Source organism: Klebsiella scottii (genome assembly GCF_036561945.1).
Taxonomy (GTDB): domain Bacteria; phylum Pseudomonadota; class Gammaproteobacteria; order Enterobacterales; family Enterobacteriaceae; genus Klebsiella; species Klebsiella scottii.
This window is the reverse complement of sequence record NZ_JARXNI010000020.1, coordinates 3,059,785-3,074,490: the sequence shown is the minus strand read 5'-3', so window position 1 is coordinate 3,074,490 and position 14,706 is coordinate 3,059,785. Positions and strand designations below refer to the sequence as shown.

17 protein-coding genes are annotated in these 14,706 nt (G+C 53.6%); 10 read left to right on the top strand and 7 right to left on the bottom strand.

The window, feature by feature from the left end; genetic code table 11:
• Window positions 1-82: 82 nt before the first annotated feature.
• Window positions 83-1,333, bottom strand: a complete 1,251-nt coding sequence (locus QFI97_RS22110) for an MFS transporter (RefSeq protein WP_346431991.1) — start codon at window positions 1,331-1,333, stop codon at window positions 83-85.
• 119 nt (window positions 1,334-1,452) lie between these two features.
• Window positions 1,453-2,289, bottom strand: coding sequence for an SDR family NAD(P)-dependent oxidoreductase (locus QFI97_RS22105; protein ID WP_223261736.1), 837 nt, complete (start codon window positions 2,287-2,289; stop codon window positions 1,453-1,455).
• Between the two features lie 95 nt (window positions 2,290-2,384).
• On the opposite strand from QFI97_RS22105, the gene QFI97_RS22100 reads away from it, so the two are divergent.
• The 4 genes from QFI97_RS22100 to arsC all read left to right on the top strand — a co-directional run bounded on the left by QFI97_RS22100 (window position 2,385) and on the right by arsC (window position 5,576).
• On the top strand, window positions 2,385-3,293 hold the full coding sequence (locus tag QFI97_RS22100) for a LysR family transcriptional regulator (RefSeq protein ID WP_346431989.1): 909 nt from the start codon (window positions 2,385-2,387) through the stop codon (window positions 3,291-3,293).
• Window positions 3,294-3,478: 185 nt separating this feature from the next.
• Window positions 3,479-3,799: a metalloregulator ArsR/SmtB family transcription factor gene (locus tag QFI97_RS22095; RefSeq protein WP_346431988.1), complete on the top strand. Its 321-nt coding sequence runs from the start codon at window positions 3,479-3,481 to the stop codon at window positions 3,797-3,799.
• A 46-nt stretch (window positions 3,800-3,845) separates the two neighbouring features.
• Window positions 3,846-5,135 (top strand): arsenic transporter, encoded by a 1,290-nt coding sequence (locus QFI97_RS22090; RefSeq protein ID WP_346431987.1) that lies wholly within the window; start codon window positions 3,846-3,848, stop codon window positions 5,133-5,135.
• A gap of 15 nt (window positions 5,136-5,150) precedes the next feature.
• Complete coding sequence (gene arsC / locus QFI97_RS22085; protein WP_095094441.1) at window positions 5,151-5,576, top strand: glutaredoxin-dependent arsenate reductase; 426 nt, start codon at window positions 5,151-5,153, stop codon at window positions 5,574-5,576.
• A 159-nt stretch (window positions 5,577-5,735) separates the two neighbouring features.
• Here arsC and QFI97_RS22080 read toward each other — a convergent pair whose 3' ends face one another.
• The 3 genes from QFI97_RS22080 to rihB all read right to left on the bottom strand — a co-directional run bounded on the left by QFI97_RS22080 (window position 5,736) and on the right by rihB (window position 8,814).
• Entirely contained in the window at window positions 5,736-6,308 is a 573-nt protein-coding gene (locus QFI97_RS22080) for an HD domain-containing protein (RefSeq protein ID WP_346431986.1), read from the bottom strand.
• A gap of 246 nt (window positions 6,309-6,554) precedes the next feature.
• Window positions 6,555-7,805 carry a NupC/NupG family nucleoside CNT transporter gene (locus QFI97_RS22075; protein WP_346431985.1) on the bottom strand — a complete coding sequence of 417 codons (1,251 nt, stop codon included), beginning with the start codon at window positions 7,803-7,805 and terminating at the stop codon, window positions 6,555-6,557.
• Window positions 7,806-7,881: 76 nt separating this feature from the next.
• Window positions 7,882-8,814, bottom strand: a complete 933-nt coding sequence (rihB, locus tag QFI97_RS22070; RefSeq protein ID WP_095094447.1) for a ribosylpyrimidine nucleosidase — start codon at window positions 8,812-8,814, stop codon at window positions 7,882-7,884.
• A 137-nt stretch (window positions 8,815-8,951) separates the two neighbouring features.
• Here rihB and yeiL point away from each other — a divergent pair, with 137 nt between their 5' ends.
• The 3 genes from yeiL to QFI97_RS22055 all read left to right on the top strand — a co-directional run bounded on the left by yeiL (window position 8,952) and on the right by QFI97_RS22055 (window position 10,633).
• Entirely contained in the window at window positions 8,952-9,644 is a 693-nt protein-coding gene (yeiL, locus tag QFI97_RS22065) for a transcriptional regulator YeiL (protein ID WP_346431984.1), read from the top strand.
• Between the two features lie 519 nt (window positions 9,645-10,163).
• The gene (locus tag QFI97_RS22060) at window positions 10,164-10,421 is read left to right on the top strand and encodes a hypothetical protein (RefSeq protein WP_331834166.1); all 258 of its coding nucleotides are present in this window, start codon (window positions 10,164-10,166) and stop codon (window positions 10,419-10,421) included.
• Window positions 10,418-10,633, top strand: a complete 216-nt coding sequence (locus tag QFI97_RS22055; RefSeq protein WP_041144338.1) for a hypothetical protein — start codon at window positions 10,418-10,420, stop codon at window positions 10,631-10,633. Before QFI97_RS22060 ends, QFI97_RS22055 begins: the two co-directional genes overlap by 4 nt.
• A gap of 132 nt (window positions 10,634-10,765) precedes the next feature.
• On the opposite strand, the gene yczR is transcribed toward QFI97_RS22055, so the two are convergent.
• Window positions 10,766-12,193: a MocR-like transcription factor YczR gene (yczR, locus tag QFI97_RS22050; protein WP_346431983.1), complete on the bottom strand. Its 1,428-nt coding sequence runs from the start codon at window positions 12,191-12,193 to the stop codon at window positions 10,766-10,768.
• Window positions 12,194-12,280: 87 nt separating this feature from the next.
• On the opposite strand from yczR, the gene yczE reads away from it, so the two are divergent.
• Entirely contained in the window at window positions 12,281-12,895 is a 615-nt protein-coding gene (gene yczE / locus QFI97_RS22045) for a membrane protein YczE (protein WP_095094454.1), read from the top strand.
• 92 nt (window positions 12,896-12,987) lie between these two features.
• The gene (locus QFI97_RS22040; RefSeq protein WP_346431982.1) at window positions 12,988-13,341 is read left to right on the top strand and encodes a DUF1428 domain-containing protein; all 354 of its coding nucleotides are present in this window, start codon (window positions 12,988-12,990) and stop codon (window positions 13,339-13,341) included.
• A 56-nt stretch (window positions 13,342-13,397) separates the two neighbouring features.
• Here the strand turns inward: QFI97_RS22040 and QFI97_RS22035 are convergent, their stop codons facing one another.
• A complete protein-coding gene (locus QFI97_RS22035; protein ID WP_346431981.1) occupies window positions 13,398-14,231 on the bottom strand; it encodes a nickel/cobalt efflux protein RcnA in 834 nt (277 codons plus the stop codon).
• Between the two features lie 165 nt (window positions 14,232-14,396).
• Here QFI97_RS22035 and QFI97_RS22030 point away from each other — a divergent pair, with 165 nt between their 5' ends.
• Window positions 14,397-14,669, top strand: coding sequence for a metal-sensing transcriptional repressor (locus QFI97_RS22030; RefSeq protein WP_095094458.1), 273 nt, complete (start codon window positions 14,397-14,399; stop codon window positions 14,667-14,669).
• Window positions 14,670-14,706 lie beyond the last annotated feature (37 nt).

The window sequence follows — 14,706 nt, the reverse complement described above, 5'->3', positions numbered from 1 at the left end:
CCAATTCTGCTAGCGTTTTCCCCTCGCACTTCCCCCCGGTACGTTGATATTAATCCTCTTTTCTTCGCTCGATGCTATTAACTTAATGCTGGCGTGACTTACCTTCACGGCTGATAAAAATGGCCCCTAATCCTGCCAGGCCAAAGCACGCCGACAGATAGGGAATGGGATGCGGACCGGCCAGGTTAATCAACATTCCGCCAAGCAAAGAGCCGAGACCGATCGCTGCATTGAATACCGAGACATTGATGGAGGTCGCGGCGTCAGCGGCTCCCGGAATCCGGGACGCTTCCCGGAACACCAGCGTTTGCAGCAGAACGGGCAGTGCCCCATATGCGGCTCCCCATGCCGCCAATGCAATAAACAATGCGGCCGTGCTGGCTGCAGCCAAATTCAGACATGCCAGACTCAGCATGAAGAGGGCCGTGACCAGGCCAAGGCTTGTACGCGGGGCGCTGGAGGCAAAGGGACCGATGGCAAAGTTGGTGACCACGCCAGCAGCGCCGTAGATGAGAAGCAGCATGCCGATCTGCGCAGGGCTTTGTCCTGCGATCTGCTCCAGGTAGGGCGAGATGTAGGTATATGCCAGAAAATTGCCGGTCACGACCAGGGCGGTGATGCTGAATACAGCAAGCAGCGGCCCGTTTTTCAGCACGGACGACATTGCACCACGCCTGGCGGCTTTGGAAATGCGAACGGCGGGTACCGACCAGACAATAAGCGTGAAAACTAACAGGCTCAGCGCGGAGAGCGCGGCGAACACTGCGCGCCAGTTATACAGATCGCCCAACATCGTCCCGGCAGGAACCCCGAGCACTGCTGCCAGAGAGACGCCGCCAAAAACGATGGCAGTGGCCCTCACTGCATGACGAGAAGAAACCATATGTACCGCCGTGACAACAGCGGTAGACCAAAACACCCCAATTGCGGCTGCGACAAGAATACGCCCCAGAAAGACGACAAAGTAGCCCGGCGCCAGAAAGGTGACCAGGTTGCCGACGCAGCACGCGGCCAGCAAGCCGGCCATTAGCGCTTTACGGTTGAATCCAGCCAATATGCTGGTGAGCGGCGCGGCCGTGAGGGCCACCATGAAGGCAAATATCGTAACAAGATAGCCCGCTGCTCCGAGCGATACATGCAAACCCTCAGCCATTGCCGGCAATACGCCGACAGGCATGAGTTCGGTGCTGACAAAGGTAAAGCAGCCCATGCTTAATGCGAGTATGGCGGCAACCGCTCGCGCTTGAGAAATATTGCTACCTCGATGATGAGCGGCAGCGTGGTGCGTCTGCGATGATGAATCGACTTTAGATTCAGTACCATGAGAGTGCATGAATGTTCTCCATTAAAATGATCAATTAAATAGGTCTGGCGTCGCTGCGGCTTTTTTCAGGCATAGCGCTACCTTCCCCGGGCAACTCGACCGCGGGGTTGGATATAACCTGGACGGGATTAGTGAGCGGGAAACGCAACTCCGCTAAACCGGGCGCATCTCTTCATGAAGCGATCCTGAAGCGTAGGCTCGAATGCCGCACGCATAGCTTCTGCCGATGTCTGGTGATAGACGTCGTCGCCCGTTACGCGACGCGCGGGAGAGGCACCGGCCGCGAGCCAGGCCTGAGTACGACAGGCAAGATCGAGATCGTCAGGGGCATTTGCTCCGCCCATCTTCGATGCAACCCAGCCGGGTTCGACGCAGTTAGATAAGACTTCGGGCCAACGACAGGCAGTTGCAAAAGCGAGCAGCACAACATGTAGCTTAGGGTCAGAACAGGCTTGCATTCCGTTCCAGGGGCGTGTCTCCCACTTAAGGTCTGTCAGGGACGGATCGCCATTCAGGTGCAGTCTTGAGCTGATATAGATAAGCCTTTTGGGCACATTGATCAGCGCTGTCAGGATGTAAGGTGCAAGTGAGTTCACAGCCAACACATGGGGCAGACCGTCGACGGTTGCGATGCGCCCAGGCTCCTGAAAGCCCTCTGCCGCGTTATGAATCACGGCGTCGAAGTGCCCCATATCATTAATGCGATATGCCAGAGCCTTCGTTTCCTCAATACTCGAAAGATCGGCATCTGGTACCGACCGGGCTCCCGGGAGCTGTGCAAGGGCATATTCTGCGCGTGCTTTATTACGGGCATGCAGAACGACCTGGCGACCCTGGGCTACGAGCAGTTTCGCCGCCATTTGGCCCAGGCCATCAGACGATCCGGTGATGAAGATTCTTGCCATCTGGTTATCCTGTTTGTGCCGGTCAATCGCCCCGGCATTTAAAGAAAGCGCTTCGTTCATGGAGCAACGCTCTTTCGCGTTGGTGCAATTCTGTCCCGCCGTGCTTTGAAATGCGATAGCATGGGAATCACAATATTTATGTGTCGGAGTCATAAATGAGCGCATTCAGCAAGCAGCTTCTGGAAGGTCTGGACGTCATGGCTGCGATAGTCGACACGCGCAGTTTTGGAAAAGCGGCAGAGATTGTGGATATGTCACAGTCCGGCGTCAGCAGAGCCATCGCGCGTCTTGAGGCCAGATTGGGCATTCGCCTCTTCGAGCGCACGACACGGCAGGTACGTCTGACGGATGAAGGACGACGCTTCTATGAGGAAGTCATGCCACTTATAGGCGCTCTGGCAGAAGCGACCAGCAGCGCAGCAGGGGACGCTGAACGTGTCCGCGGAAAATTGCGAGTCAATGTCGATCCCCTGTTCGCAAGATTCATTCTGGCCCCTCGCCTTGGGGCCTTCATGGACCGTTATCCGGAATTAGAAATTGAATTGCGAAGCAAGGATGAGCCAGGTGACCTGGTTGCGGACGGTTTTGATCTTGCTCTGCGCTTTGGCCATCCTCAATCCTCATCGCTGGTAGCCAGAAAGTTATTTGATACCAGAGTGTTAGCTATGGCATCACCGGACTATTTGCAGCGATTCGGCCATCCGACGGATCCCCGAGAGCTGGAGTCTCCACCGCACAAATGTATTCTGTTCAGGGAGCCCGTCACAGGAAAACCGTTTCCATGGGAGTTTCATCAGCGTCGTAAGAAACTACTTGTTGAGCCGCAAGGTATGCTGACAGTCAACGATCCGGGGACTGTATACAGCTCTTGTCTTGCCGGACTGGGTATAGCGCAGCTTTTTGAGCTGGGTATTGAAGATTACGTGGCCGCAAATCAGCTGGTACAGGTTTTCCCTGAGTGGTCAGATCATCGGTTCCCTCTCTACGCATACTACCCTTCGCGCCGATATGTCCCCTCTAAAACCCGTGTACTGCTTGACTTCGTTGATCGCCTTGTCGATTAGAAATTATAAACTGCTCTGACCCGTGAATGTCACCATCGGCTGGAATCGGCCCTACCATTTTTGCGCAGTCCTGCAAGCAGTGGCTGAACCGGTCGCATTGTTACTCCGAGTCTGCAACACCAGGCTTTACTTTTAATATATATGGAATAACATATGTGTTAATTTTCCACTGGAGCTGCTTACGGATGCTACCTGTTCAACTTTTCAAGCTACTCGCAGACGAGACGCGCACGACGATTATTCTACTGCTGCGAGAGGCGGGGGAGCTGTGCGTATGCGAGCTTTGCTCGGTTACTAATCAATCTCAACCCAAAGTTTCCCGGCATATAGCCTTGCTGAGAGAGGCTGGATTGGTGCTGGATCGGCGTGAAGGAAAATGGATTTATTATCGACTTTCCCCGCACATGCCAGCCTGGGTGGCTTCCATCATCGAAACTGCCTGGAATAGTCAACGCGATGAAGTGCGGGAGTCTTTAAATAGCGTCAATGCCGCGATCTGCGGATGATAATAAATACATATTCACTAAATCGAATGTGTTTAAGGGGTTTGACGTGTTATTGGCAGGAGCAATCTTCGTACTCACCATTATCTTTGTGATTTGGCAGCCTCGTGCCCTCAGTATTGGCTGGACGGCTTCTACTGGAGCGGCACTGGCTTTAGTTACGGGGGTTATACAAGTCAACGACATTCCGGCTGTATGGCACATTGTCTGGAATGCTACCGGGGCCTTTATCGCGGTCATCATCATCAGCTTACTGCTTGATGAATCGGGTTTTTTTGAATGGTGTGCTCTGCATGTTGCCCGCTGGGGGAATGGACGCGGGCGGATTCTGTTTACCTACATCGTTTTGTTGGGGGCTGCCGTTGCTGCACTTTTCGCTAATGATGGCGCGGCGCTGATTCTTACGCCGATCGTTATTGCTATGCTGCTGGCGCTGGGTTTCAGCAAAGGAACAACGCTGGCTTTTGTTATGGCCGCCGGGTTTATCGCGGATACGGCAAGTTTACCGCTGATCGTCTCTAATCTTGTGAACATTGTTTCCGCTGACTTCTTCCAGCTGGGGTTCAGTGATTACGCTTCCGTGATGGTACCGGTGGATCTTGCCGCTATTGCTGCCACGCTTGCTGTGCTTCATCTGTTCTTCCGTAAAGACATTCCCGCCGTTTACGAGCTATCGCGATTGAAAGCACCTGCAGAGGCTATTAAAGACCTGGCGACGTTCAGAACGGGTTGGATAGTGTTATTGCTTCTTTTAGCCGGCTTTTTTGTGCTGGAGCCTGCTGGAATCCCGGTAAGCGCTATTGCCGCAGCTGGGGCGTTAATACTCTTCCTTGTTGCTAAACGCGGGCATTCCATCAATACGGGCAAAGTGTTGCGTGGGGCGCCCTGGCAGATAGTTATTTTCTCTCTTGGAATGTACCTGGTTGTTTATGGTCTGCGTAACGCAGGACTCACCGAATACCTTTCCGCTGTTCTCAATCAGTTTGCGGAACGGGGCATCTGGGCAGCTACGCTGGGAACCGGCTTCTTATCTGCGTTCTTGTCATCGGTCATGAACAACATGCCCACTGTCCTGATTGGCGCTTTATCGATAGATGGAAGTACGGCATCAGGGGTTATCAAGGAAGCGATGATCTATGCCAATGTGATTGGCTGCGATCTGGGGCCGAAAATCACACCAATAGGCAGTCTCGCAACCTTGCTTTGGTTACATGTACTTGATCAGAAAAGCATTAAAATAAGTTGGGGGTACTATTTCCGGGTGGGCGTGGTTATGACGCTGCCTGTGTTATTGGTCACCCTTAGCGCGCTGGCTCTGCGCCTGTCGCTTTCCCTGTAAGATAGGAGAAGAACCGTGACTGATATAACCATTTATCACAATCCCGCATGTGGAACATCCCGTAATACGCTGGCTTTGATTCAAAATAGCGGTGTTGAACCAACCGTGATTCTCTATCTGGAAACGCCACCGACCAGGGCGCAACTTAAGGCGCTGATCGGCGCAATGGGGATCGGTGTTCGCGCATTATTGCGGACAAATGTTGAACCATACGACCAGCTTGGGTTAGCTGAAGACCGCTTCAGCGATGAAGAACTGATTGCAGCCATGCTAAGTCATCCGGTTTTGATCAATCGCCCGATCGTCGTTACACCGCTGGGAACGCGTCTGTGTCGCCCGTCAGAGGTGGTGCTGGAGATTCTGCCCGCGCCCCAGCAGGGAGAGTTCATTAAGGAAGACGGGGAAAAAGTCGTTGATAAGGATGGCAAGCGACTGATTTAAGTTTAACCGTAGGCTATCCCGCATCATCCGTGTTGTCCGCGCCCCTGGGCGTGAGGTTCTGAGCGGATGATGTGGGCTGATTTGTATTTTGCGCGGTAGCCCGAAGTCACCCGCTACATTGGGGCAATATGTATCTACGCTCTGCCCGCGTCATGGTCGTCAAATATTAGCAAAATGCTTCATGATCAAATTCTCGCATATTCCCCATAGCCCGGATGAGCCTCTTTTTATCGTCGGCCCATAACGAGATAATACCTGTTCAAGCGCTACGCCGTTTTCTTTCCAGGTTCCCCCGTCAGTAAATATATTAACAAGCAGTGGCTGAAAGCGATCGAGGGCCTTGGCAAATTGAGCATCTGCGGTTTCTGCCTGCTCAAACTCTTGCCACAAATTAAGGAACTCAGTGCATTGTAGCTGCGGCAATAAACCAAACAGCCGCATCGCCGCTGCGGACTCCTCTTGATACAGTTCGCCTGAATAAGAACTATGAATTGGATGATCTCCAACATCTATTTCGACAATGTCATGCAGCAAGAGCATTTTTATCACGCGACAGGGATTAACGGCTCCATCGGCATATTCGCTCAATATTAAGGCGTACATCGCCAGATGCCAGGAGTGCTCGCCAGAGTTTTCTTTGCGGCTTGTATCAAGCAGCGGTGATTGCCGTATGACCGTTTTAAGTTTGTCAATTTCTCGCAGAAAGGTTAATTGTTTTTCCAACGCCGTCATTGCATTTTCCTTCATCTGAAAATCATATAGTGGAATACGGTCACTATTTCTACTGCCTGGAGTGACGCTTAGTCCTCAGCCTCTGGGTATAGTGACTTCAGCATTGGCTCCGGCGGTATACGTCAATGCGCAAGGGCGCCAGTCCGCCCCTGCAGGCTCAGGAGGCGGACTGGCGAACACCCGAGTCTGAAAACGGTTGCGGGCTGATGACGCCCTGGAACTACCGGCCTCGCAGAGGCGTAACGCTTAGCCAATACCGATAAAGAAACCGGCGATAGTCGCGCTCATCAGATTCGATAGCGTCGCTGCGAGCAGGGCCCGCATGCCCAAACGCGCTATTTCCGAGGTGCGCTCCGGCGCAACGGCGGAGAAAGCGCCCACCACCACGCCGATGGAGCCAAAATTGGCGAATCCGCACAGCGCGAATGAAACAATGGCGATAGTTTTACTATCCAGCAGGCCGGCATCATGCAGATAGGGTGAGAAGCTAAGATAGGCAACAAACTCATTCACCACCAGCTTCTGGCCGATCAGGCTACCTGCTAGCGCGGCATCACCCCAGTCAACGCCCATCAGCCACGCCAGCGGCGCCAGCACCACGCCCAAAATAGACTGTAGGCTTGCATCACCATAGCCAAACCAGCCGCCGACGCCGGCCAGAATCCCATTGATCAACGCTATGATACCAACGAATGCCATCACCACTGTTGCCAGTCCGGCGGCGATTTTGAGACCAATGATTGCTCCGGATGCCGCTGCTTCTATCAAGCTACGAGCGGGCGTTTCATTGAATGACAGATTATCAAAATCCACTTTAGACTCTTCCGTCGCGGGGCTAAGTAAACGAGCAAACAGAATACCGCCGGGAATGGCCATCAGTGAGGCGGCCAGTAGATACTCGATCGGCACGCCCAGCCCTGCGTATCCCACCATCGTTGAGCCGGCAATCGACGCCATGCCGCTGCAAATTGCGGTAAAGAGTTCATTACGGTTGAGACGATTAATGAAAGGTTTGACGATAGCCGGGATTTCATTCTGCCCAAGGAATATTGTCGTCACCGCGACAAAAGATTCGATCTTACTAATCTTCAGCGCCTTCTGAAATAACCCGCCTAATATCCGAATTAAAAATCCCATGACGCCTATGTAATACAGGATACTTACCAGGGCAGTTATGAATATAATTGCCGGGAGTACGCGGAATGCAAAAACAAAGCCTGCACCGTCAAATACTTTATCCATCTGCGGGCCGGCCAGGGCGCCAAAGATAAAGGCGCTACCGGCATCGCTATAGGATAATACATGATGAATTCCGTTTGCCGCTTTCTCTGCCAGCCATTTTCCCGGCGGTAGGTACAGCATAGTGCCGCCAATAACAATCTGTATTAAAAGTGCCGCGCCGGTGGTGCGTAGGCTAATACTTTTTTTATTTACTGATAGCAAAAATGCAATCGCCAGCAGTACCACCATACCAGGAACGCTTCTCAGTATATCCATAATGATCTCTCTTCATGTCATCTTTGGGATGTGTCATAGCGGTATGGGCGACTGCATTCTGCCCATGGTGGTTTATTTAGTGGTATTTACGTACGCATTCTTCTACCAGGTCCCAGAACCACGCGGTATCCAACGTTATGCCAACCTTGGTATTTGCGCTTTTGCCGAGTACACCCAGTTCGTCACAGACCGTGCGGCCATAGCATGGCCCGCTGTTGACGTCGATCTCGACATACATCTCCTGCACTTTGAAAGCATCAGGATTGATGAGATAAGCGACGCAGGTGGCATCATGCACCGGGCCGCCTTCCAGGCCATAGTTGTCGTATTGTGTCTTCAGCGTGAAGTTCATCATGTCACTGAATAACTTACCGGCCGGCCCTCCGGCATTTTCCATGCGCGATATGATGTCTGGAGTACAAACCGTTTGGTGGGTCAAATCGAGCCCCATCATCACCAGAGGAACGCCAGAGGTAAAGACCACGCGGGCGGCCTCAGGGTCGGCGAAAATATTAAACTCGGCGGAAGGGGTGAAGTTGCCGGTACCATAAGCGCCGCCCATCAGCACGATTTCACGAATTTTAGGAATAATAGCTGGCTGCATCCGCATCGCTACCGCGATATTAGTTAACGGCCCCACAGGGACCAGAGTAATATCTCCTGTGCTATCCATTAATGTATCAATAATAAAGTTAACGGCGTGCTTTTTTTCTGCTTTGCGGGTAAGTGGGCCGAAAACAGGGCCATCCAGACCGGTTTCTCCATGAATATTATCGGCGACAATTTGCTTGCGCATAATCGGCTGCGGCATCCCGGCATATACCGGGGTGTCAATATTCAGCGTTTGACAAACGTTCAGGCCGTTGATCAAGGTTTTATCGAGGGTTTGGTTTCCCGCAACGATGCTGATGCCCAGTAATTCAATTGCAGGATGTTTTGCTGCCAGCATAATTGCGATGGCGTCATCATGACCCGGGTCGCAGTCCAGGATTATTTTGCGCGTTGCCATTTTTATTCCTCATCTTTTATTTTGGAACACCTGGATATAATTTCAATAAAATAATCAGGTGCAGTAGGGTTGACGTTTTCACCTTATCAGCGGCAAACTACACCGGGCATGAGAAATCTCATAGGGGCGAGCGGGTGATGAAAGAAGTACAAAATGAATCCTTTAAAAATCAACTAATAAAGGAGTCTGGCTATGTTGATAAATTTTCAATGGATGTGATCCGTAACACACATTTATTCCATGCTCAGGCCGGAGACTACATTGTGCGGGAAGGTACTTTACCTACCTTTCTTTTTTATCTGGCGAGCGGACGCACCAAACTTTATGTCACATTAGCCAATGGTCGAATATCCTTAGTCGATTTTTTCAGCGCCCCTTGTTTTATTGGTGAAATAGAAGTATTAGATGACCAGCATCAATCTCGCGGGGTGCAAGCTATTGAAGAGTGCTGGTGTCTGGCATTGCCAGTAAAAACCTTACGGACGGCATTGCTCAACGATACATTATTTCTGCGCAACGTTTGTCTCGGCCTGGTTGAAAAGAATTTTCGCAATATTGTCACCTCAACGCGTAATCAGGCTTATCCGTTGATAAATCGCCTGGCGGCTTTTATTTTGCTGACCGAGCATGATGCGCTGTATAAAGAAAAACATACTCAGGTAGCAGAGTATCTTGGCGTAACCTATCGCCATCTGTTATATGTTATTGCGCAATTGAGCGCGCAAGGAATATTGATAAAACTTAATTCCGGCTACGCGATTAATAATAAAGAAGCGCTAACGGCGCTGGCACGGGAAATGGAGCCTAATACCACAATAGCCGGCAATTAATCAGGCTGCCGCCGCGTTCGGCGTTGCCAGGTTAAACAGATACAGTCAGCCCTCATCGGTCATTTATTGAGCTGACAATATCTCTCTCAGCAGACGGCGGCATTACCTGGAATGACTCAATCTATTGGCTACTTCCTGGCCGCCTTCGCTGATGGGCGGACTTCATCAATATGGCGGCAACTGGCAGGCAACCTTGGTCATGCGTGTGGTGCTTTGCCCGATCATGACCGTCCTGGGTTTGTAAGCCGGTCGCTCGGTTCGTATCTCCGATACGGGACCTGGGGCCAGAATCAAAAAGTGCAAATCCTCGGGCCGAAAACACTTTGAGCCCGACAAAAAAAGTAGCTGTCATAATTTTGAAATAATACTGAAATATATCCGTCATACATTCGTCATAAATAACTGGCAGATTAGTAGTGGGAATTTGTTGCCAGATTACAAGCCGTAAATATATGTCTGGATCAACATGTTAACTTCGTGTATTAATTATGATGAATTTATTGCACGGGAAGCGTGACTATGACCACAGTGGTTTTGAACGTAAAAATTGATGCAGAATTAAAAGAGAAGCTGCGTCACTATGCGGAATTAAATAACGAAAATCTGGGTACTGCGACGGAGAAACTGCTGCTACTCGCTTTTCAAATAGCGGATTCAGCAGACGAGGCGGGGGTTTCGGAAGAGGATATTGACAGCCAGCATACCGAAGAGGAAGCGACCCCATTAACCCCTAAAGAAATCAAAGCGTTAAGAAAGATTCTGAAGAAGAGAAAATGAAACAACAACTCTCTACAGCCAGCAACTACAGCGAAGCCTGCGACATGTTACGTTCAGGGTATGTGAAGCACGTTCGCCTGAACTGGAATATCGGCAGCGATGAGTTCTTTCGCATTGCTTCCGACTGGTGCGAAACCGGGGCGAAAATAAAAAAAGATGACGATGGTTTTATTATCTCGCTAAAAAGCTTTCCCATTCCGCGCCAGCATTAATGAAATGCGGTTAATTTTGTCATTACGCTGACATATTGCGATGACAAGATGAACTGCAATTTTATAAAAACATCTCATATCGGTCATGGATGATGACTTTTGACGGGCTGAACCCAGCCCGTCGATATTTTATTATATTATTTTACGCGTCCGCGTATTTTCACTCTGCTGTGCGAGACTATGCCACAGCGGCTGTAGCGTCGTGAAGGCGCTGCGTAATGCCTCATCCTCCAGCGTAAACGGTAGCCGCAGATAGCGATCAAAAGCTCCTGCGAGGCCAAAGCGCGTCCCGGTTCCAATATGAATACCGCGGCTTTCTGCCCGTGCGGAAAGAATTGTCGCCAGCATTCCCGGTAGCTCAACCCAAAAAGAGAGCCCTCCTTCCGGCGGCGTAAAATGCCAGTGGGGAAAATATTCAGCCATCAATTTACCGCACATGTCCCGGCGAGCGGCCAGCATTGCCCGGCGCGGCGGGAGCAGCTGTTTTTCATTTTCCAGCAGCCAGCAGCAGGACAGCTGTTCGAGCAGAGGCGAGCCTAAGTCCAGGGAGTCGCGAGCCTGGACGAGTGAGGCGATGGTTCGGGACGATGCGCGGATCCAGCCAATGCGCAGCCCGCCCCAGAAGCTTTTGCCGGCAGAGCCGATGGTGATAACCGGCGCCTCGGGGTTGAAGGCCGCCAGCGGCGGCGGCGGCGGGGCGTTGTACCATAAATCAACCATTGTCTCATCGACCACCAGCGTGGTGCGCGTATGAGCCGCAATATCAGCCACCCTCTGGCGGGTCGCGCTATCCATACAGCGGCCGGTGGGATTGTGAAAATCCGGCATCAGCCAGGCCAGGCGCGGGGCGGTTTGCGCAATGGTTGCCGCCAGTCCGTCGCAGTCCCAGCCCTGTGAGGGCAGCGCCACGCCAACCGGCCGACAGGAGGCTCCCTGAATAGCGCTGATGGCCATGGGATAGGTTGGGGCATCGACCACCACGCGGTCGCCGGGCCCGGTCATTAAGCGCAGAACCAGCGCCAGGCCGCTAAGCGCGCCGTTTACAATCATCACTTCATCAGGCCGGGTCGGTAAACCGCGCTCGCAGTAGCGGCGGGCTATCGCCTCGCGCAGTGCCGGCAATCCCTGCTGATCGTAGCCGGTGCTGGTCAGATGCTGCGGCATCACGCCCAGCGCATGATGGTAGGCCTGATGAATCTCGGGCCCGGCGCTGAGGGCGGCGGTGGCCAGATTAACCGAGGTTGCGCTGACGGCCTGTTCCGCGACTCCAGCCTGGCGCTGGGGCAGGGCGATACGCGAGCCGCTGCCCTGGCGACTATAAAGATATCCCTCTTCCCGCAGCTGGCCGAGCGCGCTGGCGATGGTCGTGCGGCTAACGCTCAGCGCCGTCGCCAGCTCGCGTTCACCCGGCAGACGCGTTTCCAGCGTCAGGCGGCCATCGAGAATCAATAGCCTCAGGGCTTCAGCCAGCTGACGCCAGAGCGGCGTGCGGGAGGCGGACTCCTGCCAGTTGCCCAGCAGGCGAACCAAAGATTGCGTACCAAAGCGACGAGAGGTCATAGCGATCCACTTTTGTAAAACTGGCCATTAATTATCAATCCATTTTTGCTGATGATGGCGAGGTCCGCAATCATCCAGAGGTAAAAAATGTTACGTCGTCTACTGCAGCTCTATATCGGTCTTGTCCTGTACGGCGTGTCGACCGCGCTCTTTGTGCACGCCAATCTCGGAGCCGACCCGTGGGATGTTTTTCATCTTGGCATGGGTAAGCAGTTTGGCCTGGATTTTGGCACGGTCATGATCCTGACCGGCGCGGCGGTCCTGCTGCTGTGGATCCCCCTGCGCCAGATGCCCGGGCTGGGAACCATCAGTAATGTGATCGTGCTGGGCCTGGCGGCAAATGCGACCCTGGCGGTTTTGCCGCCGCTGGAATCGGTCGTGGTGCGCAGCCTGATGCTGGTCGGGGCGGTGGTCCTCAACGCCCTCGCAACCGGTATGTATATTGGCGCCGGATTTGGCCCCGGGCCGCGCGACGGTCTGATGACCGGCCTGCATGCCCGTACCGGCTGGTCGCTGCGCGGGATCCGCACCGCCATCGAGGTATCGGTACTGCTCATTGGCTGGATGGCTGGAGGCACCTTTGGCGTCGGCACCGTGCTGTATGCGCTGACCATCGGGCCGCTTATTCAGCTCTGTTTGCCCTGGTTCCGTCAGCCCGTCGCTCCGCAGTCCATTGCTGCCAGCCGCGAAGCCGCATCCTGATTTTATGCCGTCGCCGGTGATGAGAACTAAACTTAACGCTGCAAATGTCGCCGGGTTTGCCGGCTGCGCTGCTCACTTCGGAGATAACGCTCATGAAGTACGTTGATGGTTTTGTCGTTGCCGTGCCCGTGGAAAATAAGGAGGCATACCGCGAGATGGCAGAGAAGGCCGCGTCACTGTTCAGAGAGTTTGGCGCACTGCGCGTAGTGGAGTGCTGGGCGGACGACGTTCCGCAAGGCAAGTTCACCGACTTTCGGATGGCGGTAAAAGCCGAGGACGATGAAGAGGTGGTATTCAGCTGGATCGAATATCCGTCGAAAGAGACGAGGGATGCCGCCAATGCAAAGCTGATGACGGACCCGCGGATGAAGGCGCTGGGAGAGAGTATGCCCTTTGACGGCCAGCGCATGATCTTCGGCGGTTTTGCGCCGCTTCTCGATGAATAATCTGCCAGCATCCCCGTCCCCGCCGCCCCCCGGTGCAGGGGATGGCGGTAGCCGGGCTACAGGCTGCTCCAGCCGTGCAGCATCATATACAGCCCCACCGCGATAATCAGCGCGCCGGAGATCCACGGAGCCTTGCGCGACAGATCGTTGAGAGCGGGCCAGCGCTGGGTAACATGCTTCAGGCTGAGCGCCGCGATAGCGCCGGATATGACCAGCGTCAGCGCCAGTCCAACGCTAAAGCCCAGTACCAGCGTGGCCCCCAGCGAAAACTGCTTCAGCTGCAGGCAAATTAGCAGCACGGTTATTGATGCCGGACACGGGATAAGCCCGCCGGTCAGGCCAAAGATAACGATCTGCCCGGTTGTTACCCGCTGGCCGTCAAAGCGACGATTGATCTCCAGCGCGTGCGCCTGCTGGTGGGCATCCTGCCAGCCGCTGTCCACCAGCTGATGGTGGTGATGGCGATCGTCGTGGCTATGCGCATGATGATGCTCGTGCTCGTGCTCATGTTCGTGCTGATGGTCATGATGGTCGCTATCGCGATGCGCCCGCGATTCATGCCAGGTGCGCCGCAGCATCCAGCAGGCGATGAGCACAATAACGATCCCGGAGATCAGCTGAAACCAGGGCTCCGAGGTCCGCGCATCCCAGCCGCGACCAAACCAAAGCCCGGCCATTGCCACCAGCCAGACCACCGCCGTGTGCGACACCGTTGCCGCCAGCCCCAGCAGGATCGCCTGCTTTAGCGTACCGCGCACCGCCACGATAAAGGCGGCCATCATCGTTTTAGAATGCCCGGGCTCGAGGCCGTGCAGAGCGCCCAGCAGAATCGCGCTGGGAATAAAGAGCCAGGCGTTGCCCTGGTGCAGAAGAGAGCTGAAATCGTTCATGTCGCGATCCTCGTTGAAAGTGATCGCATACTACTCCCCCCATGTATACTAATACTACCCCCCAGTAGATAAATACGCTCAAAGGGAAGGGCGTGCTATGCTGGTCGCATTACGAATGCCGGCCCCTGGCGCCGCAGCAGACAGACTTAAACGGTGGATTGCCTCATGTCACACACGGTTCGACATAAGAAGATGTTATTAACCCGGCTGAAGAAAATTCAGGGGCAAAGCAGCGCCCTGGAAAAGATGCTTAATCGCGAGCATGAGTGCGGGGAAGTGCTGCAGCAGCTGGCGGCAATCCGCGGGGCGGTGAACGGCATGATGCTGCAGGTGATTCAGGGGCATCTGACCGATCATGTGGTCAAAGAGCCGGAAGAGCTGCAGCGCGAGGCCGATCTTGAAGTGGTGATGCAGGTGATTAAATCCTATCTGAAGTAGCCGTCAGCCCTTGGCGCCGCACCGACGCGATCCGGGC

Coding starts and splice junctions, on each gene's coding strand:
- QFI97_RS22055 (WP_041144338.1), top strand. CDS start 10,418: ATGAAACAACAACTCTCTACAGCCAGCAACTACAGCGAAGCCTGCGAC.
- yeiL (WP_346431984.1), top strand. CDS start 8,952: ATGAAAGAAGTACAAAATGAATCCTTTAAAAATCAACTAATAAAGGAG.
- QFI97_RS22060 (WP_331834166.1), top strand. CDS start 10,164: ATGACCACAGTGGTTTTGAACGTAAAAATTGATGCAGAATTAAAAGAG.
- QFI97_RS22100 (WP_346431989.1), top strand. CDS start 2,385: ATGAGCGCATTCAGCAAGCAGCTTCTGGAAGGTCTGGACGTCATGGCT.
- QFI97_RS22035 (WP_346431981.1), bottom strand. CDS start 14,231: ATGAACGATTTCAGCTCTCTTCTGCACCAGGGCAACGCCTGGCTCTTT.
- yczR (WP_346431983.1), bottom strand. CDS start 12,193: ATGACCTCTCGTCGCTTTGGTACGCAATCTTTGGTTCGCCTGCTGGGC.
- QFI97_RS22105 (WP_223261736.1), bottom strand. CDS start 2,289: ATGAACGAAGCGCTTTCTTTAAATGCCGGGGCGATTGACCGGCACAAA.
- QFI97_RS22030 (WP_095094458.1), top strand. CDS start 14,397: ATGTCACACACGGTTCGACATAAGAAGATGTTATTAACCCGGCTGAAG.
- QFI97_RS22095 (WP_346431988.1), top strand. CDS start 3,479: ATGCTACCTGTTCAACTTTTCAAGCTACTCGCAGACGAGACGCGCACG.
- yczE (WP_095094454.1), top strand. CDS start 12,281: ATGTTACGTCGTCTACTGCAGCTCTATATCGGTCTTGTCCTGTACGGC.
- rihB (WP_095094447.1), bottom strand. CDS start 8,814: ATGGCAACGCGCAAAATAATCCTGGACTGCGACCCGGGTCATGATGAC.
- QFI97_RS22080 (WP_346431986.1), bottom strand. CDS start 6,308: ATGACGGCGTTGGAAAAACAATTAACCTTTCTGCGAGAAATTGACAAA.
- QFI97_RS22075 (WP_346431985.1), bottom strand. CDS start 7,805: ATGGATATACTGAGAAGCGTTCCTGGTATGGTGGTACTGCTGGCGATT.
- QFI97_RS22040 (WP_346431982.1), top strand. CDS start 12,988: ATGAAGTACGTTGATGGTTTTGTCGTTGCCGTGCCCGTGGAAAATAAG.
- QFI97_RS22110 (WP_346431991.1), bottom strand. CDS start 1,333: ATGCACTCTCATGGTACTGAATCTAAAGTCGATTCATCATCGCAGACG.